The organism is Candidatus Zixiibacteriota bacterium, from assembly GCA_040753875.1.
GTDB lineage: Bacteria > Zixibacteria > MSB-5A5 > GN15 > FEB-12 > DATKJY01.
The window spans coordinates 21,684-44,681 of sequence record JBFMDV010000020.1; the positions used below are offsets into that span (position 1 = coordinate 21,684).

Here is a 22,998-nt window from a genome sequence, read left to right on the forward strand (position 1 = left end):
ACCCTATTCATTCGATTCAGCACCTGATTTCCTTTCCGCCTTCACGACCACCAGTCGATTGGCTCCCCCGCGTCGGACCGCCAGCAGCACTTTCTCCATTCCCTGCTGGACCAGTTCATTGTACCACTGCACGAATTCCGGCAGTGTATTCACATCTTGCTTGTTGACACTTACTATAACATCGCCGGGCCGCAATCCCCCCTGGTCCCCTGCGCCGACCCGTTTGACTCCCGTGACAAAGACACCGATTGTATCCTTGAGTTGATTCTCGAGTTGCATCTGGCGCGTCAGTCCCTTCACCGTGAATCCCCAGCCGGCGCACTCAAAGTCCTCGCCCTGCAGATCCCCCAGCGCCTTGGTGGTCACACGTACGGAGTATTCCTGGTCGTTGCGCCGCACGCGGAAATCGATCACGGAACCCGGCTTTTTGCTGGCGATCTTTTTGTAGAATGCCGGCAACTCCTCGACAAACCGCGCCGAAACCGGCTGCCCATCCATTTCCACCACCACGTCTCCGGCTTTCAAAAGAGCCGCCTCAGCTGGAGAGCCGCCATCGATCGACGCGATCAGCACCCCCGAGGTGCCGTTGGTACCGAAATAGTTCTCCAACTCCTGAAGTGCCTGGCAGTGAACGCCAATCCAACTGCGTGTCACCCGCCCACTCAAGAGGATCGCCTGCGTGACTTCTTTCACGATATTGATCGGAATGGCGAACCCGAGATTGTTGGCAAACATTGTGGCGCGAGAGTTGATACCGATAACGCGACCCGTCATGTCCACCAGCGGACCGCCCGAATTGCCCGGATTGATGGCGGCATCGGTCTGGATCCACAGGTTGTAAATACCCGTCTGCTCGCCGGTAGGGAGCCGCACATCAGAGGAAAAGTACCGGTCTTTCGTAGAGATGACGCCGGCCGAGACCGTTCGCGATAATGAGAGGGGTGAACCCATGGCCATAACATACTGGCCCACCTGCAAGGAATCGGAATCGCCAAACTCCGCCACGTGCAGTTTTCCCTTGTATTCGTTCAGATTCAACTTGATGACGGCTATATCGGTCGGCGGGTCCCCGCCGATGAACTGAGCTGACACCTGTTCCTTGTCGCTGAGCGTGCAAATGATCCGTACTGCCTTGCCGGCGACATGATAGTTGGTAACGACGTAACCGTCGCGGTGAAAGATCACGCCCGACCCTATCACTTCCTGCTTCTTCAATTCCCCCGTGTGGTAGTCCTTCACGACCGGTTGCACGTGCACCAACGCCGGGAGCACCCGGTCTCTGGCCATATACAACTCATTTTGGGTCGTCAATCCGACCGCGGTCGCGTTGCTCCAGGCAAGACCGACGAGGAAACCGACTATCTTCACCATTCTGATCAAATCTACATTCCTGCTTTCCGCCGCTTATAACATCGGCATCACCATTTGGTTCAAACGGCCGTCATCGACCGCCGGCAAAGCGAGAGTATAGGATGTTCTTCTAATCTTCAGCAAGGCCATTCTTTGCGTTTGCACGGCGTTCGGCATGTGGCAAACAAAAAGGCCGCCCGGCAAGGCGGCCTCATACGGACAAATCGCAGGTCATTTCTTCCAACGAAAATCGACTGACCCCATGCCGACATCCAGGCGCATAACCAGGCGGTCCTTCGCATTCTCAAAGTCAGGCGTTTCCCATACGTCGTCTGACACCTTGTCAAGGTCGCCACCGTCGATATCGACCGAGGAAAACCAGTTGTCGTCTTCAGTCTCCACCCGAACGGCCAACCCTCTCGGCAGGATGATGTCCGCGGAGCCCAGACCGATCTCGATCTTGGCTTCGGATTCGCCGTGGTACTCGCCCCGGAAATCCATATCGAAGGAGCCGGCGCCGCCGGAGAACTTGAGGTACTCGAAATTCGCGTTCCCCAGGTTGATCAATTTGAGGCTTGATGCGCCCGCCTCGATTCTCATCTCGCGCAGACGCTCCGGATTCGGCCTCGAGAAGTCGATCGTCCCGGATGCTGCCCCCACTTCAAGCTTCAACTCCGTCAACGATAACCCACCCAGGTCGATCTCGGCGTCACACGCGCCTATTTCGAACTTCGCGTCAAGCGGGTACTTCCGCGGCAACACCAGATCCCACCGGTTGTCATTGGTGTTCACATTGCGGTGGCGTTTCCATTCGCTGTCCAGCCGCAGATAGCCGGTGGAGCCTTTGACTTCATACTCGACATCATAATCGACCCGACGAGGGTCGTAGGCAACATTCAGACGCGCCGCGTCAGGGATATCTCCCGGATTGATGATCAGCTCCCCCGCTCCAAATGAACAGTTCATCGAAAGCCGATCCGCCCCATGGATTACAACCGTCTCCGTTTTGTGCTCCAGCGCGCCGCCGACTGCGCCGGAAGCCAATGTCGCCCCCACGAACAGCGACAAAATCGCTCGCCACATGCCGGTCCTTCTTTCTCTTCGGTGATTATCCGACTGGCTTATCTACGTGGAAGCGGCAGGCAATGTTTCCGGATAGTCATTTGCTGTCTGATGACAGCGGCGGGGGGACGTCAGACCGGGGAACGATAGGAGGGACTGGCGGAGGGGCCACAAACGGCGGCGCTGTTGGAATCGGCGGGGGGGCCGGAGCGGGAGCGCCGGTCTCGTGAATCTGGTGACGGTCGCGGAAGCTGGCATATGGCCTGCCGCCAAATCTGGTCAGAACGGCAGAGCCTATACCGCCGCACACCGGGTGCACCGAGACGATGATGGCGACAACCAGGAAGAATATCCCGAACCCTTGGGAGATTTCATCGCCAGTCCCCAGAAGAATCGCGACCGCCACCCAGAGCAGCATGAACAAAATCGTACCACCGAGTGACTGCAACAGGCCGCCGTCTTCCCCGGTCTGCCACCGGCGGAGCAGGCGTTGGCCGATGGCGGTTCCAAACGCAACCACGCCGCTCGCCGCTGCGATGACCATTAACAGTGGCAGGAACGGAATTAAGAGTATCCCGACGATGGTAATGGCAAGGACTAAGAACACAATCGGCAGCAGGAAGACCATCGCGACGCCCATCAGGGTGGAACGGACAGGATACTGCCTCAAACAGCGCCCCATGTTGCCGAACTGACGCGGGGCCAGCGACAGCCCTATGAATCCCACCAGCAAGAAGAACGCAGTGAGCGAAAGTGCGATGATCAATCCGTCGACTGAGAACTGACGGCCGAACTCGCGGGTCGGGAAATCAATGAGCGGATCGCTGATGATCTGCTGGCCGAGGACCTTGCCGCCGGGCCGAACCACAATCTCCGGCGCCTTGATGTCTCCGTCAACCTGTCCCGACTCGGTCACGAGCACCCGGCCATTGATAGTCTGAATATCTCCTTTGACCCAGCCTTTGACCGTCACCCGCCCGACGGCGATGATGTCGCCATCGACGTACTCATCGTATCCGACCAGTGCCGATCGCTGAAACGGCTTGATCACCTGCTCATCGGTGCATCGTTCTTCGACCGGCGCAGCGCTCGTCTCTCGTCCTCGCCCCCCTTCGGGGAACCGTGGCGACCGCGATCGCCCCTCTTCGTCGGGCACAAACTGGTCCGTTTCAAAATCGTACCGCCACCGATTCCCGAGTGTATCAGTCGCCGTCACTCCTTCGGCGGTCAGTTCGATCTCGTCAAAGATGGTATCGTGGATATCTCCGGTCGCGCCCGGACGGTTCTGCGCGACTGCCGCCAGGCTCGCGAAGAGCCCAACGACAAGCGAAAGGTATACCGTTCGAGCAATCTTGCTCATAATCTTCGTCTACATCCAATGTAGCTGTCGGCAGCTCAGAACTGGTCGACGGAGACGTCACCCAAACGCGACATCAGGGTGATGCTCACGCCGCCACTTCCAAACTCGCCGACCATCTGTTTCTTCGACAGCGATTTCAGCGTCACCGGAATATCGGTCCGGATCTGGCCGGCTTCCGAGCCGATATGCAACTTGCCGGACGATGTCTCCGGAAGCAACAGGTTTATGTTGCCGCTTTCTGTCTGTACGTAATAGTCGCGGCTGCTGTCGAGATTCGTCTTGATATTGATACTGCCGCTGGCGGTGACAACTTCCAGCGCCCCTCGCTCTTGCACTACGTCAACGTCAGCCGAGCCGGCCTTCACCCTGATATCCCCCTCGACCCACTGCAGCGAAACGGTGCCGGCCGCCTGGCGCACCGTTACCGGCCCAAAAAGCAACTCACCGGTAGTGCTTCCGGAGCCATTATCGACATCCACTGCCCCCTCAATACCGTTGAGCACGATATGCGCTGACGACGCTTTCACGCTGACCGGACCCCTTACCTGGTCGGCCGATATCGTTCCCGACTGACTGGCGATCGAGAGGTCACAATGCACCGGCACAGTGATGTTGAAGTCGATCCGCGCGACAACTTCGTGGCTGCCGCCCAGAAGTCGCGCTAACAGCGATCGTTCTTCTCTGGTCATAGTCCCCATAACCGTTTCGATCGTCACCTTATCGTTGGATTGGACGACGCGAATTTCGAGCCTCCCCGCGATCTCCGAGGCCAGTTCTTTCGTAGACGCCTCTATCCGTTTGGTGGCTGTTATCAAAACCTCCGGCTCATCGTGAGTCGTGATCTCCAGATCCCCCTCAAGACTCAGGATCGATACCGACACCTTGTCGGGCGTCTCAAGGGATTTCTGAAAGTCAAACGCGAACTCATCCGCAACAGCCGCCGCCACAGAAATCAGCACGAGTGCCGATGTCGTTGCGGCTCTTTGCCATAGAGGCATGCCAAACCCTCCTTGCGTCGGGCCATCACAAGTGCCGGAGCTTTTTCTTGAGCAGCTCCCGGGCGCGGAATATCCGCGCTTTGACGGTCCCGACAGGTATATCCAGTAGGTCGGCAATTTCCTCATACGATTTATCGTCCTTGTGCCGGTAGACGATGACTTCCCGGTACTTCTTCGGCAGCGAATCGATAGCCTCCTCGATGCTGAAACTCTGTTCTTTTCGCTCCAGGTCCCGTTCGGGATGGTACGAGTAGTCCGGCACCTCGATCTCGACCTCGCCATCGTGTGTCTCGAGGGGACGGTCCAGCGACAGCGCCTGGATTCTCTTCTTGCGCAGGAAGTCGATCGAGGCGTTGGCTGCTATTTTGTACAGCCAGGTGGAAAACCGGTATTCCGACCGGTAGGTCGCCAGTGCCGAAAACGCCTTCATGAACGTCTCCTGGACAAGGTCGCTGGCCGTCTCCTCGTTTCGAACGATCTTGTTGATAATATGAAAGATCGCCGGGCGATGTTTTTCCATCAACGAGGTATAGGCTTTCTGACTTCCGCCCAGGGCCTCTTCAATCAAAATGCCGTCGTCGTCCTGCAAGCAGGTCCTTCTTTGCTCTACGTTCACAGGCGTGGCCTGTTTCAATTGGTTGGGAGCCATAATAATAGGAAGCGGGTGGAGAGCACAACAACTGTTTGTGCGCGCTGATCTCGACAATGCAGGAACAGAACACGATACGGAAAATTTGCGCGACTGACCGGCGGAAGCCGCGACACACAGCCTCCGCCGACAACAACATCCGGACGTTCAGCCCTCAGTCGCCAAAGCAAGGCCCGACAATTCTGCAGTTATTGATCGGGCAACAGACCTTGAGCTGTCCGTTCACACAATAGGCTATGCAAGGGGGACCCGCCTTGACAGATGTGATCATCAGCCCAATTACGAAACTGAGCGCGAACGCTGCCACTAAAACGACACTCATAGACTTACGCATGTTGTTTCACCTCCTTTCATGCGTGTGAAAGCGCTGAGGTACAATGAAGTCGTATTCGTTGAGAAAGCCCATCCACTTGAAAATCTGTACGCACGACTGATGACTTTGGTTTGACGCCGGGAGAGATTCTGTTCGCAGAGCGGGCAACCTGATCCCTCCGCCTGCACGCTACGCGATATAGATATTGACAATTCGGCGCCCCCGGATTTATTAGCACCTACTGCTTAAGGTATTTGACGAGAAAGAATTATGAATAATCGTTCCGCAGAGCCGATTCGCACTCCCTTTTGCGATTTCCACATAGCCGCAGGCGCCAAAATGGTTGATTTTGCAGGCTTTTATATGCCGGTTCAGTACAAGGGAATCACGCAAGAACACCTGGCCGTACGCAACAACGTTGGTCTCTTTGACCTCTCGCACATGGGAGAGTTCGAGGTGACCGGCACCGACGCGCTGGCCTTCCTCCAGAAGACCACTACCAACAATGTCGCCGCGCTGGAGATCGGAAAGATCCAGTACAGCTGCATGCCGTATCCCGATGGCGGCATTGTCGACGATCTGCTCATCTACCGTCTGCAAGACCGGTTCTTCCTGGTGGTAAACGCATCCAACATTAAGAAAGATTTCGAGTGGCTCCAATCAAACCTATCCGGCAACGTCCACTTGGCGAATCGCTCCGATGAACTGGGGTTGTTGGCTATCCAGGGGCCGAACGCCCAGAAGGTGATGGCTGAACTCACCCGTCACGATCTCGAATCGATGGCCTACTACACGTGGGCGATTGACATGGTCGGGGGTGTTGAACTGCTGTTCTCCCGTACGGGCTATACCGGGGAGGATGGTTTCGAACTCTATATTCCGAATGCCCAGTGTGCTCGGCTGTGGGAAGCGGTCACAGCGGCCGGAAAGAAGTACGGCATGGAATTGATCGGTCTTGGCGCGCGTGACAGCTTGCGCCTCGAAATGAAAATGGCGCTCTACGGAAACGATATTGACAAGACCACCACCCCTGTTGAAGCGGGTCTGAGTTGGATCGTCGATTTCGATAAAGAGTTCATCGGCAAGCCGGTGATGGTGAAGCAACGTGATGAAAAACCGAAACGCCGGTTGGTCTGTCTCGAACTTGAGGGGAAAGCATTCCCGCGACACGGCTACGACATTGTCGGAGACGGTAAGGTGGTCGGCAAGGTCACGTCCGGCACGTTCTCGCCATCGCTCCAAAAACCGATCGCCCTGGGCTATGTGCCGCTGGACAAATCCAGGATCGGCTCCATTATTGACGTCGCAATTCGGGACAAAACCTACCCGGCCACCGTGGTGAAACCGCCGTTTTATAAACATGCAACGCACAGGTAATTCATGCAGATCGATCTCTTTCTGACTCCCGTACCACTTGCCAAAGCCAACCTGGAACACAAAACCGTGGCGGTCGTCGACGTGCTGCGATCCGCTACGTCGATCTGCGCCGCCCTTCTGTCCGGCGCCAGGGGCATCATTCCCACCGACGGACCCGGGGAAGCCGGTGAAATGCGCATGAAGATCGGCTCTGAGATGACCGTCATGGCCGGCGAACGGGACGGTGTCAGAATGGACAGCTTCACGTTTGGAAATTCTCCCGCCGAATTCACTCGCGAAGGGGTTGAAGGGAAATTCGTTATCATGACCACCACCAACGGCACTGCCATTTTTGACAAGGTCAGCAAGGCGAGCCGGGTGTTCTCTTGCGGCCTGGTCAACGTGTCGAAGGTTGCCGAACGTGTCGCCGCGGAGAAGCTGGACGTCACCATCGTCTGCTCGGGTCAGGAAGGCAGTTTCTCGATCGAGGACACGTTGTGCGGCGGTATGCTTATCCACTTGCTGGAAACGGCGCATCGGCAGAGAGTGACGGTAAACGATGCCGCTTCGTTGGCGCTCCTGCTCTATCGCACCAACAAGACCGCGCTGCGCCAGACCATTCAACAGGGTGAACATGGCCGTTTTTTGACGTCGATCGGTTTTGCCGGCGATGTCGAGCTGGCGGCGGCGGTCGATTCAATACCGATCGTGCCGCAGCTCAAAGAGGGGCGCCTGGTCGCCGATGAACATTGAGCGACGCAAACCGGATTTATCGATCTCGTCCCCGCGGAACAGGTATAAGCACCAGATGAGATTGCGCATCGTCATCGCGTTGCTGGCGATCGTTGCGGGTGGCAGCCGGACCTGCGCCGCACCCGGCGTTGAGGCGGCCCTGTCGGTGTATCAATGGGACAGGGCAGAGCATCGGCCGGTGTTGTTGTATACCGACACGGCGAGGTTCGTTCAGGGGATTCGAGCGGTCGGGGTTCTGACCTGCTTCTCTGTGGAACTGGAGTTCACGAAGATCGATTCTTCGAGTTGTTCTTTCACGACCCATGTGATCACTCTCGGACAGTCGCCCCAGACGTTCTCCCGCCGTTTTACGACCGAGTTCGGCCTGCCTGCTCGCGTAGACAGCATCGGTGCCAAGGCGGGCGGACAGTATGCGCTGAGCATCAGCCCTCTGAAACGCATCTCGATCGACACATCCGCCTGTCCGTACGTTCACTATCGAAAAGACGATTTCGATTTTGATCCCACCACCAATACCGACCTGTACTTCGTGCCAAAAAGTTTCGGCGACTATTACTGGAACCAGGTGAAGAGCATCATAGAGGAGCGATACAGTCTCTTCAGAAGCCTGAATAATTTCTCGCTGCCGGGCAAATGCGCCATCTATCTCTGCCCCTGCCGGCTGCCGTCGATCATCTGGGATACCCGCTTCGGCATGATGGTCGACCCGACCCGCAACGCGGTCTTTGCCATTTACAACAAGTCTTTCAACTCGGCCGACCCGTTCATCGTCAACCAGGCGGCGCTTCTGCGCAACTACGGTTACGCGCCGGCGTTTCTTTCCGAGGGGTTCGCCAATTATCTGACCCTGGCGAATCACGACATGATCGAGCTGATCAAAAAGCACAAACGTCAGCCGCTGGACTCGCTGCTGATCACTCGCAACTACTTTACTGCCGAACCGATCGTATCCGACCGGACATCGGCCAGTTTCGTCCGATACCTGATCGACCAATACAAGATCGACCGCTTCCTGCGGTTGTATCGGCAGGCTGATGACCTGAATTTGAAACAGGCCATCGAAACCGTTTATGGCGTGACGATAGGGACACTCGAAAAGGACTGGCTGCACTACCTCGACACGCTCACGTTCCGCCGGGAGCAGTTTCTGGACCAGTCCGATCTTGCCGAAGCGATGTTCGATTATCTCTCGATGAACCGCTTCGCTCTCGAGGCCCTCGCGCGGTGCAACGGCCGTTCCGATTCCATTGGCGCCATGGACCAGGTGGTTCGAAGCTACTTCTGCCTGGGCAATTACTACCTTGCCAGTTCGTACCAGGAAAAACTTGTTGATCTCGACACCACTTCCACAATCAACCGGATGAGCTTGGCCGGATATCAAATGATGAACGGCATCTATGACTCAGCTTTCGCGAACTTGCAGCGGGCCCGTCACCTCGATACCTCCAATCAGGCCGTGAAATTCAATCTCGCTGTGAACTATCGGGCTCGCGGCGATGACTCGACCGCCCGGAAGTACCTGGATGAAGTCGTTCACTCGTCGGTGGACCGGTCGGCGTCGTCTCAGGCGCGCGTTCTGCTCGCCGACCTGTTGCTTACCGACGGCGATCCGGAGGACCGCAAGAAGGCCGAGCAGTACTGCCGAGAATCCGCCGGCATGTGGGAACAGACGGTCGGCAGTCACAACCAGTCGCCGATCACGTCGCTCTGGATCGGAGCCGCCTACCTGGGGCTCGGCGACACCGGCAACGCCGTTGACTACCTGGTTTCTGCCGAGTATCTCGAAACGAGACCTTTCTTTCTGGGCATGATCAACCTGTTGCTCGGCAAAGCCGCCGACCTCAGGGGCGAGCGAAACGCCGCGCGGGATTTCTACGGCAAAGTCGTCACGCTCCCGAGCGCCGACTACCACCAGCGCGAGGCGCGCCGGTACCTGGACCACCCCTACACACGATAACCGATGTTCAGCTTTCTCAATGGTTCCGTGCTGTTCGCCGCTCTGGCGGCGCTGATCCCGCTCATCATTCATCTCTTTTCACGGCGGCGGGTCAAAGTCGTGGACTTCTCATCGGTGCGGCACCTGAAGGCAATGCAGAAGCGGCAGGTACGCCGGCTCAAGATCAGACAGTTGTTGCTCTTGCTCCTTCGTATGCTCGTTATCCTCGCCGTTGTCCTGGCGTTTGCCCGCCCCACGACCAAGAGCGGGACAGTCGGATCGCACGCATCAGTAGCCGCCGTCGTTCTGCTGGACAATTCGGCCTCGATGAATCGGTACGTCACCGATGGCAACCTCTTCGATATCGCCAAGAAACGCACGTATGAGCTATTGCAGACTTTTGGACAGGCTGACCAGATCGTACTCATGCCGCTGTGCCGTCGATCCGAGCAGGTAACGCCGCAGGCGTTCGGCTCGGCAGCGGTTGCATTGGAACAACTGGAACAGACACAGGTGGGATATGGCGAAGCTGATTTCCAGACCACGCTGCAAAGCGCTGTGGATCTCCTGACTTCGGCGGCGCACCTGAATCGCGAACTGTACATCGTGAGCGACCAGCAGCGCCATTCACTGCCGGACAAACAGCTCCCCATCGACTCCGCCGCCCGCGTCTATGTGGTGGACCTTCCTTTAGAAGTAAACGACAACATTGGGATTGTCTCGGTCGATTTTGGCGGACAATTGATTCAGCCCGGCCTTGATTTCAGTCTCGTCGCCACCGTCAAGAACTACGGACCCGGTGACGGCTCCGATATGCTGGCATCACTCTTTGTCGATGACCGACGCGTCGCACAGACCAGTTTTCGAGTCGGCGGAAATGCCGAGGCCACGGTGCGGTTCACCCACGCGGTCACCGCGACCGGTTTTCATTCAGGGTACGTCGAGATCTCTGACGACAAATTCCAGGGGGACAACCGCTATTATTTCAGCTTTCGCATCGCCGATCGCTTCAATGTACTCATTGTCAATGGTGATCAATCCGCGCAATATATCGGTCTGGCGCTTGCTCCCAGTCCCGCCCTGACCCAGGCATGGTCGGTCAAGACAGCCGCCCCCGATGAACTCTCAGGGGTGGATCTCTCCGGCTACGATGTGGTCGTGCTGGCCGGAGCGCCACGGCTCGCCGCTCCCTTCGATGAACGTATCAAGAGTTTTGTGATGAGCGGCAAAGGGGCGTTTGTTGTGTACGGCGCCGACAGCCCGATCGGAGATTTCAACAGCCTGTGGTCCGACATGACCGGCGTGATGTTCGATGAGCCGGTACGGGCGACTTTCACCCGGGCCGGTTATTATTCATTTCAGTCTTTTACTATGGCACATCCGGTTTTTTCGCTGTTCGGTTTCGAGAAGAGCAAGCCGCCGGAGATCAAGTTCTTCACGTTGCCAAAGCCGCGACTCGTAGGCCAGAGCCGCGAATTGGCCGAGTTCACCGGCAGTCGGCCGGCTCTCGTCGAGAATCAATTCGGCAGTGGCAGAGTGATAACCTTTACTGCTCCCATGATACCAGACTACACCGACCTCCCCGGCCAGGCGTTCTTTGTACCGTTTGTTTCCCGGATCGTGGAGTACCTCGCTTCGGACCTTTCGTCACTCGAAACGCGCCTGTTTGTCGGCGGCAATATCATCAGATCGCCCATGCTTCGCGGAGCGCCCGCATATTCGCTGCAGATGACGTCGCCCGATAACATGGAATACTCGCTTTCACCCGAAGACTCCCCGGGCGCTGTCACGGTTAATGCCAAACCAACGCAGCTTCCCGGCATCTATTCTCTCCGTTATGTGAGTCAGGAAGTGGATCGCTTTGCGGTCAATCTCAAACCGGCGGAATGCGATCTGACTGCCGCCGACATGGACCAGTTTACCTCGGCCATCGGCGCCGCATCAGCCAATCAACTCACTACCGGCGCGCCGATGGAAGCGGCCATTGCCTCGTTCCGGTTCGGTCGAGAACTATGGCAGTTGTTCCTCTGGGGCGCCGTTCTTTTCCTCGCCCTTGAGATGTTGCTGGCGCGAGGTGCGCCTCCCGAGGAGTGACCTATGACGCTCCTCGCCGCCGAATATATCAGCAAGAAATTCAAGGATCAGGTCCTGATGGGCAGGGTCTCATTCACCGTTCAGGACAGTGACCGAATCGGACTGGTGGGGAAGAACGGCTCGGGCAAAACCACCCTCCTGGAGATCCTCGCCGCCAAACAGGAGCCGGACAGCGGTGTCATCACCCGCTCGCGTGCCTGCCGGATCGATTATGTGGAACAGGAAAAAACGGAATACCTTGACCAGACTCTCCACGAGTTCGTCTCGGCCGCGCGACAGGACCTCCTCGATATGCAGCGAGAGATACGGGAACTTGAGCAGCATCTGGCTCATTTCCCTCATGACGGCGAAAGCCTGACCAGACTCGGAACGATTCAGCACACGTTCGAGTCCGCGCGAGGGCACCTGTTCGAAAACGAGGTGCGCATTATTCTCGAAGGGCTCGGTTTTGCGCCCGTTCGCCATCACGATCCGCTCCGCAACCTCTCTGGCGGCGAGAAGAATCGCGCCGGGCTGGCCCGCCTGTTGGCCGGTAACGGGAACCTTTTGCTCCTCGATGAGCCCACTAACCACCTCGATATCGAATCCACCACCTGGCTCGAGAATTATCTCAAGCAGCTCAATAAAGCGTATATCATTGTGTCACACGACCGCACCTTTTTGACCACCACGGTCGACCGTGTGTGGGAGGTGGGATTCGGCACGCTCGAGTTCTACTACAACGGCTTTGAGAGATATCTGAGTGAACGCCACGAGCGACGGGCGCAGCAGGCGCACAAGTACGCCTATCAGCAGGAGGAGATCAAGCGACTGGAGGAGTTCGTGCGCCGCAACATGGCGGGCCAGAAGACCAAACAGGCGCAATCCAAACTGAAATATCTCGCCCGCATCAAACGTATCGAGGCGCCCCGGTCCGATGGTCGCGGACCCCTGATCAAGGTCAGTTCATCGGGTCGCTCGTTTAATCATGTGCTTGCCGCCGACAGTATATCTCTCGGCTACGGATCGAGGACGGTCGTGGAAGATATCACGTTCGATCTGTACCGCGGTGACAAGGTTGGTTTGATCGGACGTAACGGCTCCGGTAAATCCACCATCCTCAAAGCATTGCTCGGCGAACTCGAACCGATGGCCGGCACGCTTCGACTCGGGAGCAACGTCGATGTCGCCTATTTCGATCAGGAGCTATCGGACCTGAACTACGAGGCCACGGTTTTGGACAATCTGTGGGAGTTGGATCCATCGGCCGAGGTCGGCAAGATCCGCTCCGCGCTGGCGCGCTTTGGATTCACGGGCGAGGACGTCCTCAAAGCTGTCGCTGCTCTCTCGGGTGGCGAGAAGACCAAACTTTGCCTGGCGCGGCTCTTATACCGCCCAGCCAACTTTGTCATTCTCGACGAACCCACCAACCATCTGGATATAGACGCCCGCGAGGCGCTTGAAACTGCGCTGGGCAACTATGACGGCACCTGTTTGATTGTGAGCCACGATCGGTTCTTTCTTGACCGGGTGACCAGTCGCATACTCCATGTCAACGACGGTAGTGTGACACCGTACAACGGCAATTACAGTTATTTCGCGGAGAAGACAAAGCCAATCGAACCAGCCGCCGCTCCTAAGACTAAAGACAGTTCGAAGAAACGGGCGTTTGATGATTTCCGTGAGCAGTCCAAACGAAAGGCCCGACATAAAAAGCAACTCCTGTCGAGCAAGTCGAAACTCGCCGACCTGGAGAAAGAACTCGAACAACTGGAAAGCGGAATCGCGCGCGATATCCCTCGCCACGACTGGGAAGCTCTCCAACGGGCCTCCGAGCGCAAGAAGGAAGTCGAGAAGGAAATTCTCGATCTGTACGCCGCACTCGAAGAACTGGAGGGGATGAGCTTTGATTAAACTGCTCGTTGTCTCGGGATCGCCGGTTGTCGGTAGTTCAACCGACATCCTGCTTCACGAAATCGAAGGTGCCATTGTGGGGAACCTGCCGTCGGACCGAATTGAGTCGACTTTCGTGAAACTAAACGATATGAAGTTCATCCCGTGCCAGGCGTGCGGCAAAGCGCCAACTCCGGACTGGTGCTTCTTTCACGACGATCTCGATAAAGTGTACAGTCTCGTTGCCGAGTGTGACTGCCTGCTGTTCGGCTCCCCGATCTATTTCGATTCGGTCTCGGCTCAGGCGAAAGCGTTTATGGATCGCTGCAACTGTTTCCGGCCGGTCGATTTCGATGACACCCAGCCCAACCACCATTTCGTCAAGCGCCTTAAGCGAAAACGCCCCGGCGCGATAGTGCTGGTGGGTGGAGCGAATCAGTGGATGGAGGGCGCGCGTCGTTCCATTGCCGGTTTCTTCAAATGGATCGAGGTAACCAACGAGGGCGTGGTTACGTATGCAACAACCGATGACAACCGTATCGGTACCGTGAAAGAGGACCGCGAGGCACTCAACCGGGCACAGGAGACAGGAAAACATCTCGCCTCATTGCTGGCAAAGACACATGAAGCATGACACCGTGAATTATTACCGTGCTCGGGCTGCCGAATACGAGCAGATATATTACCGCGAAGTCCCCGAGCGTCGCCAGGAATTGGCCGACGAAGTCATCCGCCTCCGTTCCCTTGCCTCCGGCAAGACCGTGCTCGAGCTCGCCTGTGGTACCGGCTATTGGACTCAGGTGCTGTCCGAAACCGCTCGGCAGGTCACCGCCATCGACATTTCGCCGGAAATGCTGTCCGAAGCAAAGAAGAAACCGCTTGGCTGTCCGGTCGAGTTTGTCCAGGGGGATATGTTCTCACGCCAGTGGCCAGACCACGCCTTTGACCTGATCGCCGTGGGGTTCTGGTTCTCGCATCAGCCGCGACAGGAATATGACAAGCTCTTTGATCTATACGCTCATTGTGTAACCGATAACGGCTTGATCTGGATGATCGACAACAACCCTCCGGCCGAGGGGTCGGGCCACCAAACGATCGGCACAGACGAATTCGGAAACAACTACAAGCAGCGCTTCCTCGACAATGGTGAGCGATATGTCATACTCAAAAACTACTTCTCAGAACAAGATTTACTCTCGCTGTTTTCTCGTCGCTTCCGGATCATCCGGATGATTTACAAAACATACTATTGGTCGGTTCAATTGGCTCGATAATTCCGGTCGGGCGACAGAACTCTGCCTCCTGAAAATCATTGACATGGGTGGCGATGTTCGCTATACTTGATTGTAGCTTAGCGATAGTCTGTCGTTGTGGAGGCGCTATGGCGAATCGATTCAACCACTCCGTCCTGGCAATTGTAGTTTTGCTGATTCTTCTACCTTCGGTACTGACCGCCCAACGAATCTCCTTTGCCGGAGGATGCGGCGTGTGGCGGAACGGGAGTGGTGTACCTGACAGTCTCCTCACTGGAGAACAGATTACTCTTTTCTTGCGCTACGAGAACCCGGACCCAATCGTCAGTTGGAACATCGTCAATGGATTCGAGATTTACTCCCCGGATGGTGCCACCTGGAGCGGACCAGTACGCGGGGACACTCTGAACGGTGAGATTCCGAGATCGAATTGGGACCTGAACTTCGCCATGAATGTGTTTGACGGCAATGGCGCCCCAGATGCTGATACCATTGGAATCATCGGTACCAGGATTCTTGGGGCAGGGTTGCCACCCGGCTTCAATGGTGTTCCCTACGGCATCCGAATAGGCTCGTTCGATGACTACCAAAGCGGCCATCACCTCTGCATTGACTCCGCCTGGTTCCGACCGGCCGGTACATGGAAATGGGCTGCCCAGGGAGGCGTTACAGTTGCTCCAGCGTGGGGAGGTCCCTACTGTTTGACAATCTACCATTTGCCGTGCAAGCGCGTAGCCGGGAAGGCTGCGCCTGTCGGCTGCGGCTGCTGTAGCGCGACCACCGGTAACGTCGACGGTGACCCGGGCGATATCACGGACGTTTCTGACCTGTCGGCGCTTGTGGACTATCTGTTCGGCAGCGGTCAGATTTCGAGCTGTCCTGAAGAAAACAACGTTGACGGTAGCGGCGATGGGGTCGTGGATCTTTCGGACTTAACGAAAATTGTGGATTTCCTGTTCAGTTCCTCAGACTTGCCCGCTTGTCCCGTGTCATGCCGTCAGTACTATGAGCCGTGACCGAGTGAGGGCGTCGACAAAATCGATTGTCGTGCAATGGGATAGGCTTGACGGCATATCTTAACCGGGCCTGAATCTCTCCTTGCCTTTTCTGGGGAGGGCAAATATATTAGCTGTTTACCGGGATCGCCTGTCAGGTTGGAACCCGGTTTTGTTCTAAACGTTTGAAGATTGTGAATTGAGAATAGAGGCTACCGATTACATGAAACCCGGCATCCACCCCGATTACAAGGAACTCACGATCACGTGCGCCTGCGGAGCGACCTACCCCACGCGCTCCACGCGGAAGGCGATAAGTGTCGAGATCTGCGCCAATTGCCACCCGTATTTTACGGGCAAGCAGAAGCTCCTAGATACGGCCGGCCGTGTCGAGCGGTTCCGCCGCAAATACGGTCAGACCCCAAAGAAATAGGTCAGCCGCACAGAATTCTTTCGCATCACGGGGGCGGGCTGCGTATTGTCTATGAAACCGCCAGGAAACTTGAGACGTTAATTGCTTGTTGTACCGGCCAAGGCTCGTGCGGTTTTGGACGATAGCTATTAGGAGTCTGACAGAAATCACCTATGCCCGATCTTAATGTCGGCGGACAAGCCGTTATTGAGGGCGTCATGATGCGGTCCAAAGATCGCGTCGCGACCGCCGTCCGTATTCCCAGCGGTGAAATCATAGTCAAGACAGAGCCGTTCGTTTCGGTGACCAGCCGAAACAAGTCGCTCGGCCTGCCCATCGTTCGGGGCGCCATTGCCTTCTTCGAGATGCTGGTGCTGGGGATCAGAACGCTGAACTTCTCGGCCGATATCGCTGTCAAAGAGATCGAAAAAGAAGAAGCCAGACTGAAAGGGGAAGTGTACCGGGAAGCCACCAAGAAGTCCAATCCCCTCTACCTTACCTTCACGGCCATTGCCGCCTTGGGAATCGGCATCGCGGTGTTCTTCTTTCTGCCGCTGGCGATCGCCAATCTGCTCGGGATTCAGACGGACGCACTTGGGTTTAATCTCTTGGCCGGTGCCATTCGGCTGAGCATGTTCGTCATATATGTCTGGCTCATTTCGCTGTTCAAGGAGTTCAATCGGATATTCCAGTATCACGGCGCCGAACACAAATCGATATATGCCTATGAAGTGGGCGATGAACTAACTCCGGAGCGGGCCGCAACTCACACCCGTTTTCATCCGCGCTGTGGGACATCGTTTATTCTGATTGTCGCTTTGTCGGCCATCGCAGTGTACGCCATATCGGATACACTCTTTGCCGTGATCACCGGTCATCCCCCGCAACTACTGGTGAGGTTCGCTGTCCACCTCAGCCTGCTGCCGCTGGTGTCGGGCGGCTCGTACGAACTGCTCAAACTCTCCGGCCGGACTCGCGACAATACTATCACCAAAGTGCTTATCCGCCCCGGCCTCTGGCTGCAGAAAATCACCACCAAAGAGCCCTCGCTCGACCAGCTTGAGGTGGCGATAGCCGCCATGGAAGCGGCGCTCGGTGTCTCCGAATCCCGCGTGACCTCCAAGGTTACCGCCCACTCGTAGGGACCCGGTCCCTCACTATCTTGCTTCTTTCACTCCTATTCTGTTTATTCGAACCTCAAATAGATAATGTGGTACACACATGCTTGATATAGTTGAAAAACTGGAACAGCGTCTGATCGCGCTTGATGAGGCGATGGCTGACCCGGCCAATGTCAACGACCGGCGCAAGCTGATTGAGCTCAATCGCGAACGGAGGGGTATCGTCTCGATTCTGGACGTCGGTCGGCGTTACCGCAAAGTGAAGACCGCGCTCGACGAAGCCCGCGAGATACTCAAGACCAGCAGCGACGACGAACTGTTGGCCATGGCTCGTGAGGAGTTGGTGCAGTACGAAACGCAGAGCAACGAACTCGAGAACGAGTTCAAGCTGAAACTTCTCCCTCGAGACCCCGAAGACGCCAAGGCCGCTATAGTTGAAATTCGTGCCGGTACCGGCGGTGATGAAGCCGGCCTGTTCGCAGCCGACATCTACCGGATGTACCAGCGCTACGCCGACGGCAAGAACTGGAAGATGGAAATCCTCAGCTCCAGCGAATCCGGATTGGGGGGATTCAAGGAAATCATCTTCTCGCTCGATGGCGAAAACGCCTACGGTACCATGAAGTACGAATCCGGTGTTCATCGTGTCCAACGCGTACCGGCCACCGAAACACAGGGGCGGATTCACACCTCGGCCGTGACTGTGGCCGTCTTCCCCGAAGCCGAGGAAATCGATATCGAAATCAAAGAAAACGAAATCAAAGTCGATGTCTACCGCTCGTCGGGACCGGGCGGGCAATCCGTCAACACTACCGATTCCGCAGTCCGTATAACGCACCATCCTACCGGACTCGTGGTCACTTGCCAGGATGAGAAATCGCAGTTGAAGAATAAGGTCAAGGCGCTAAAAGTGCTGCGAGCCCGTCTGTACGACCGCATGATGGCCGAGCGTGAGGCAAAGATCGCCGCCGAGCGTCGCTCCATGGTCTCCACGGGTGACCGCTCCGCCAAGATTCGCACGTACAACTTCCCTCAAAGTCGCGTCACCGACCATCGCATCAATCTGACCATCTACCAACTTCCGGATATTCTCAACGGCAATCTCGATCCGTTGATCGAACCGCTTCAGCAGCACGATCAGGAGGAGCGGCTCAAATTGGAAGCTCACGTCTGAGGGGTTTTGCATCAATGAAATACATTAGGGTCATCGGAGCTATCATTTTGACTGTAATCATGCTGCGCATCGCACGCGAGACCTCACGCGGCCGTCCTGAGCTGGTCATCCGGAGTACGAACGGCATCACGCTCGAAATGTACACGGCCACCAAAGGACCGGAGAACGGCACCGCCAGAGTAAGTGTCAAGGTTGCTGCTGCGAACAGCTCGGACCTGACCCCGGTTCTCCGCTTCGCCGAAGGCAATTCGACCACTGCGAGTGACTTGGCCCGGTATCAGTCCAGGGTGATGACACCGTTTGATTCCGCAGAGGGTGTCTACTCCATCGAGGTGAATGCAGGTACGCGCGGCGATAAGCTCCTCTATTTCGTTGAAGTCACGGATAACACCGACAATATCAAGGCACAGTTACTTCAAGACAATGGCGCACCATTTGAGATGAAATACATCGGCCGGGTCCCCTTGTTCGTGCTGGTCACGCATATCGGTCTGATGTTTGGCACCGTCTTCTGCGTTTCAATGGCATTTTTATATGCCTGGCGTCTCGTCGGGGGTAGCGCGGATGTACGACCGATGGCGATTCTCTTCGCCTTCGCCACGCTCTTCGCGTTCATCGGCGGCTATCCGTTTGGCTTCGCCATGAACTACTACGCTTTCAATGTCATCTGGGAAGGGGTGCCATTCGGCACCGATGCCACCGACAACAAGACACAGATCCTCCTGCTGTTTCTTCTATTCGTGACAGCTTCTACTGTAGGCTCACTCACCAATCGCAGGTTCGGGCGCGACCTCTTTACTCCCAAAACGGTCGGCTGTCTCGGTGTTGCCGCCTTTCTCCTGATGCTCGGCATCTATTTGATACCGCACTCCATACAGTTCTCGCCGGCCCTGACATATGCTGTCTGTTACAGCTTCATTGCGGCATTGGCGTTGCTCTACCTCTTCAGTTATCTTCGGATGAAACGGAGCGAGGCGTGAACGTCCTGCTCCTCCGATTCATCACCGAAAAGGCTCGTGTGCTGGAAGCCGTCGGTATCAAGGCAGGTAAAGCCGAAGTCGAACTGATATTGTGCTACTTGCTGAACTGCGACCGGCTTCAGCTTTTTCTCAATGGCTACTCCGCTCTCACCGATGACCTGCTTGAGCGCTTCGACGCCATATTAGAACGCCGGGCGACCCGCTACCCCCTTCAGTATATCTTGGGTGAATCCTGGTTCTACGGGAGGCGCTTCAGCGTCAATCCCGCGGTGATGGTTCCCACACCTGAGACGGAGCTTCTGTGCGAGGCGGCGATCGGTTATGCCCGACGACAGAAGTACATACGCCCTCGCATTCTTGATATCGGCGTAGGTTCAGGAGTGATCTCCGTGACTCTGGCGAACGAACTGCCGAATTGCTCTGTTGTGGCCCTTGATCTCTCGCCCGATGCCATTGCCGTCGCGAGACAGAACGCCCTCATGCTTGGCGGTTCGGACCGGATCGAATTCCGCCATTCCGACTTCTTTGCCGCCGTGCATGCTGACGAACGATTTGATCTCATCCTTTCCAATCCCCCGTATATCTCCGATGAAGAGTACAAGCATTTGCCCCCCGAAGTGATGGCGGACCCCAAGCTCGCGCTGACCTCCGGCGAAGAGGGGCTCAATGCCGTGAAGCAGATCCTGAAGGAAGCGCCCCTCTTTCTTGCCGGGCATGGCCGCCTCATGTTCGAAATAGGATACAACCAGGCTGAGCGGGTGGCGCAATTGACCGAGCAAGATTCTCGCTTCAAATCGATCGTGATTCTCAAAGACCTCAACGATATTGACCGCGTGGTCATGCTATCATGTGATGAGTGAATTATGCCTGCTGAATCCCTCGCCGATCTGAAAAAACGCGCCGTTAAGATCGTGGCACTGTTGAAAAAGCAGTATCCTGACGCCAAGTGCTCGCTGGATTTTGGCACACCGCATCAATTGATGGTCGCCACCATTCTGTCGGCACAATGTACCGACGAGCGAGTCAATATGGTCACTCCCGACCTTTTTGAAAAGTACCAGACAGTCGAGAATTTCGCCGGCGCCGAACTTGCCGACCTGGAGCAGATGGTCTACACCACCGGCTTTTTCAAGAACAAGGCCAAAGCTATCAAAGAATCGGCGCAGCAACTTATCGAGCGACATGGTGGCGTTATGCCACGCACGATTGATGAGTTGACCAAATTAAAAGGCGTCGGCCGCAAGACTGCCTCGGTGATTCTTGGCGCCGGATTTGGCTTGGCCGAGGGAATCGTGGTGGATACGCACGTCGGCCGCATCAGCCGCCTGCTCGGATTCACGCGCAAGAATGACCCTGCCAAAATCGAACGCGAACTTATGAAGATAATCGCGGCTGAGGATTGGATCGCCTACTCACATCTACTGATCTACCACGGTCGCGCCACCTGTAAAGCCCGCACACCGGACTGCCCCAACTGTGTATTGAAAAAGTTGTGCCCGAGCGCCAAACTATGACCGATCAATATTACGCCAAATCCCGTGCTGCCTGGCGATCCTGGCTCAAGCACCACCACTGCACAAAAGAGGGTGTCTGGCTCGTTTTCTATAAGCGACACACCGATACACCTTGCGTCACCTATGCCGAAGCGGTCGAAGAAGCCCTCTGCTTTGGCTGGATCGATTCTATTCTGAAACGTGTGGATAACGAAAAGTACATCCAACGATTTACCCCGCGCCGCCCCGGCAGCAAATGGTCTCTGCTGAACAAAAGCCGCGCCCACAAAATGATCGCCGAAAAGAAAATGACACCCGCTGGTCTGAGGGTGCTTGGGAATGCCCTTGATTCCGATGCGACGACGGCTGTCCCCTTGTATCGCACCGTGGGGGACACAGGGCCCGACGATCTCAAAGCCGCGTTAAAACGGAACAAAACTGCCTGGCGCAACTGGCAGTCTTTCGCACCGGGATACCGCCGCCGCTACGTCGTTTGGATCATCAGCGCCAAGCGACCGGAAACGCGCAGCGGCCGCATCGCCGAAGCTGTCTCCCTCATTGCACGCAATGTCAAGGGCCTGATGAAGTGATCCCAACACCGAGCCCGACACGCATGAAAAAGTCAGGCCCAATTCAGGCCTGACTCCACTCTCGATTACGAAATTCCCTACCCCTTGTACAGCGTCTTCCCGTCAGACTTCAGGTCCTTGCACCCTTGTGACACTCTCTTCGCCATGTTCTTTTCAGCTTCTTTCAGATACGACCTCGGGTCGAACTTCTTCTTGTCAGCCACCTCATCCTTGGTATGAAGCAGGACCTTCCGGTTCTCGTCCACATGCTTCACTATTGCCTCGGTGAACCAGTATTGCGTATCGGTGTCGATGTTCATCTTCACCACGCCGTACTCCAACGTCTCATGAATGTCCGAAAGCTCGGAACCTGAACCGCCGTGAAATACCAGGTCAAAGTATGCCTTCGGCCCGAACTGCTTCACTACCGCATCCTGCCCCTCTTTCAGAATCTTTGGCTTGAGCACTACGTTCCCTGGTTTGTAAATGCCATGCACGTTGCCGAATGTCGCCGCCAGCATATACCGCCCTCCTATCGGGCTGAGCGCTTTGTACACTTCAACCATATCCTCCGGCGTCGTGTACAGTTTGGCTTTTGGAGCGCCCGACGTGTCCACACCGTCTTCCTCACCGCCGACCACGCCGATCTCCACTTCGAGAATAATCTGGTTCTCTTTACACATCTTGAGCAGCTCGACCGACTTGGCCAGATTCTCTTTGGTCGGCCAGGAACTGCCGTCGAACATATGCGACTGGAACAGGTTCCCCTGCCCTGCCGCGCGGCGGCGTGCGGTCTCCTTAATCAACGGCACCATGAACTTGTCCAGTTTCTCCGGTGCGCAGTGGTCGGTATGCAAGGCTACATAGATATTGTACTTTGCCGCCATCCGATGCACATGCTCGGCGAGCGTAATCGCTCCCATTACCGTATCCTTTACCGCGGTGCCGGATGCGAACTCGCCACCGCCGGTCGAGACCTGAATAATTCCATCGGAGCCTACATCGGCGAATCCCTTCAACGCAGCGTTGCAGGTCTCGGTCGAGGTTACATTGATGGCCGGGTAGGCGTAGCCTCCGGCCTGAGCGGCATCGAGCATCTTCGCATAAATCTCGGGTGTGACAACTGGCATAGTATCTCTCCTCGCTACATCGTGCGGGCGCCGGGTGCCCCGCCGTATCTCTTCTCTTAAAACTGGTCAAAAGGTTACGTGAACTGCCTCCAAAGTCAAGCATTGTAACAGACCCGCAAAGGACCGCT

The 22,998-nt window shown here is 56.2% G+C and carries 21 protein-coding genes; 15 read left to right on the forward strand and 6 right to left on the reverse strand.

Annotation, left to right across the window (positions count from 1 at the left end; genetic code table 11):
* Window positions 1–3 precede the first annotated feature (3 nt).
* From AB1644_06735 to AB1644_06755, 5 genes are all read right to left on the reverse strand, one after another.
* The gene (locus AB1644_06735) at window positions 4–1,371 is read right to left on the reverse strand and encodes a trypsin-like peptidase domain-containing protein (protein MEW6050743.1); all 1,368 of its coding nucleotides are present in this window, start codon (window positions 1,369–1,371) and stop codon (window positions 4–6) included.
* A 210-nt stretch (window positions 1,372–1,581) separates the two neighbouring features.
* On the reverse strand, window positions 1,582–2,433 hold the full coding sequence (locus AB1644_06740; GenBank protein ID MEW6050744.1) for a toast rack family protein: 852 nt from the start codon (window positions 2,431–2,433) through the stop codon (window positions 1,582–1,584).
* A gap of 76 nt (window positions 2,434–2,509) precedes the next feature.
* Window positions 2,510–3,772: a polymer-forming cytoskeletal protein gene (locus tag AB1644_06745; protein ID MEW6050745.1), complete on the reverse strand. Its 1,263-nt coding sequence runs from the start codon at window positions 3,770–3,772 to the stop codon at window positions 2,510–2,512.
* Window positions 3,773–3,807: 35 nt separating this feature from the next.
* The gene (locus AB1644_06750; GenBank protein ID MEW6050746.1) at window positions 3,808–4,770 is read right to left on the reverse strand and encodes a DUF4097 family beta strand repeat-containing protein; all 963 of its coding nucleotides are present in this window, start codon (window positions 4,768–4,770) and stop codon (window positions 3,808–3,810) included.
* A gap of 25 nt (window positions 4,771–4,795) precedes the next feature.
* On the reverse strand, window positions 4,796–5,338 hold the full coding sequence (locus AB1644_06755) for a sigma-70 family RNA polymerase sigma factor (GenBank protein ID MEW6050747.1): 543 nt from the start codon (window positions 5,336–5,338) through the stop codon (window positions 4,796–4,798).
* Between the two features lie 664 nt (window positions 5,339–6,002).
* Here AB1644_06755 and gcvT point away from each other — a divergent pair.
* The 15 genes from gcvT (at window position 6,003) to AB1644_06830 (ending at window position 21,761) form a co-directional block, all read left to right on the forward strand.
* Window positions 6,003–7,109: a glycine cleavage system aminomethyltransferase GcvT gene (gcvT, locus tag AB1644_06760; GenBank protein MEW6050748.1), complete on the forward strand. Its 1,107-nt coding sequence runs from the start codon at window positions 6,003–6,005 to the stop codon at window positions 7,107–7,109.
* A 3-nt stretch (window positions 7,110–7,112) separates the two neighbouring features.
* A complete protein-coding gene (locus AB1644_06765; protein MEW6050749.1) occupies window positions 7,113–7,841 on the forward strand; it encodes a 2-phosphosulfolactate phosphatase in 729 nt (242 codons plus the stop codon).
* A 55-nt stretch (window positions 7,842–7,896) separates the two neighbouring features.
* Complete coding sequence (locus AB1644_06770; GenBank protein ID MEW6050750.1) at window positions 7,897–9,798, forward strand: hypothetical protein; 1,902 nt, start codon at window positions 7,897–7,899, stop codon at window positions 9,796–9,798.
* A gap of 3 nt (window positions 9,799–9,801) precedes the next feature.
* Window positions 9,802–11,871, forward strand: a complete 2,070-nt coding sequence (locus AB1644_06775) for a BatA domain-containing protein (GenBank protein ID MEW6050751.1) — start codon at window positions 9,802–9,804, stop codon at window positions 11,869–11,871.
* 3 nt (window positions 11,872–11,874) lie between these two features.
* Window positions 11,875–13,764, forward strand: coding sequence for an ABC-F family ATP-binding cassette domain-containing protein (locus AB1644_06780; protein ID MEW6050752.1), 1,890 nt, complete (start codon window positions 11,875–11,877; stop codon window positions 13,762–13,764).
* On the forward strand, window positions 13,757–14,377 hold the full coding sequence (locus AB1644_06785; GenBank protein MEW6050753.1) for a flavodoxin family protein: 621 nt from the start codon (window positions 13,757–13,759) through the stop codon (window positions 14,375–14,377). Before AB1644_06780 ends, AB1644_06785 begins: the two co-directional genes overlap by 8 nt.
* Window positions 14,367–15,017: a class I SAM-dependent methyltransferase gene (locus AB1644_06790; protein ID MEW6050754.1), complete on the forward strand. Its 651-nt coding sequence runs from the start codon at window positions 14,367–14,369 to the stop codon at window positions 15,015–15,017. Before AB1644_06785 ends, AB1644_06790 begins: the two co-directional genes overlap by 11 nt.
* Window positions 15,018–15,124: 107 nt before the next feature.
* A complete protein-coding gene (locus AB1644_06795; protein ID MEW6050755.1) occupies window positions 15,125–16,012 on the forward strand; it encodes a hypothetical protein in 888 nt (295 codons plus the stop codon).
* Window positions 16,013–16,214: 202 nt separating this feature from the next.
* Entirely contained in the window at window positions 16,215–16,424 is a 210-nt protein-coding gene (gene rpmE, locus AB1644_06800; protein ID MEW6050756.1) for a 50S ribosomal protein L31, read from the forward strand.
* Window positions 16,425–16,576: 152 nt separating this feature from the next.
* Window positions 16,577–17,545 (forward strand): DUF1385 domain-containing protein, encoded by a 969-nt coding sequence (locus AB1644_06805; protein ID MEW6050757.1) that lies wholly within the window; start codon window positions 16,577–16,579, stop codon window positions 17,543–17,545.
* A gap of 79 nt (window positions 17,546–17,624) precedes the next feature.
* Window positions 17,625–18,698, forward strand: a complete 1,074-nt coding sequence (gene prfA / locus AB1644_06810) for a peptide chain release factor 1 (GenBank protein ID MEW6050758.1) — start codon at window positions 17,625–17,627, stop codon at window positions 18,696–18,698.
* A 14-nt stretch (window positions 18,699–18,712) separates the two neighbouring features.
* On the forward strand, window positions 18,713–19,678 hold the full coding sequence (locus tag AB1644_06815) for a hypothetical protein (GenBank protein ID MEW6050759.1): 966 nt from the start codon (window positions 18,713–18,715) through the stop codon (window positions 19,676–19,678).
* Complete coding sequence (prmC, locus tag AB1644_06820) at window positions 19,675–20,538, forward strand: peptide chain release factor N(5)-glutamine methyltransferase (protein MEW6050760.1); 864 nt, start codon at window positions 19,675–19,677, stop codon at window positions 20,536–20,538. The genes AB1644_06815 and prmC overlap by 4 nt, the downstream gene beginning before the upstream one ends.
* A gap of 3 nt (window positions 20,539–20,541) precedes the next feature.
* The gene (gene nth / locus AB1644_06825) at window positions 20,542–21,192 is read left to right on the forward strand and encodes an endonuclease III (protein MEW6050761.1); all 651 of its coding nucleotides are present in this window, start codon (window positions 20,542–20,544) and stop codon (window positions 21,190–21,192) included.
* Window positions 21,189–21,761, forward strand: coding sequence for a YdeI/OmpD-associated family protein (locus AB1644_06830; protein MEW6050762.1), 573 nt, complete (start codon window positions 21,189–21,191; stop codon window positions 21,759–21,761). Before nth ends, AB1644_06830 begins: the two co-directional genes overlap by 4 nt.
* 77 nt (window positions 21,762–21,838) lie before the next feature.
* Here the strand turns inward: AB1644_06830 and fbaA are convergent, their stop codons facing one another.
* The gene (gene fbaA / locus AB1644_06835) at window positions 21,839–22,870 is read right to left on the reverse strand and encodes a class II fructose-bisphosphate aldolase (GenBank protein MEW6050763.1); all 1,032 of its coding nucleotides are present in this window, start codon (window positions 22,868–22,870) and stop codon (window positions 21,839–21,841) included.
* Window positions 22,871–22,998 lie beyond the last annotated feature (128 nt).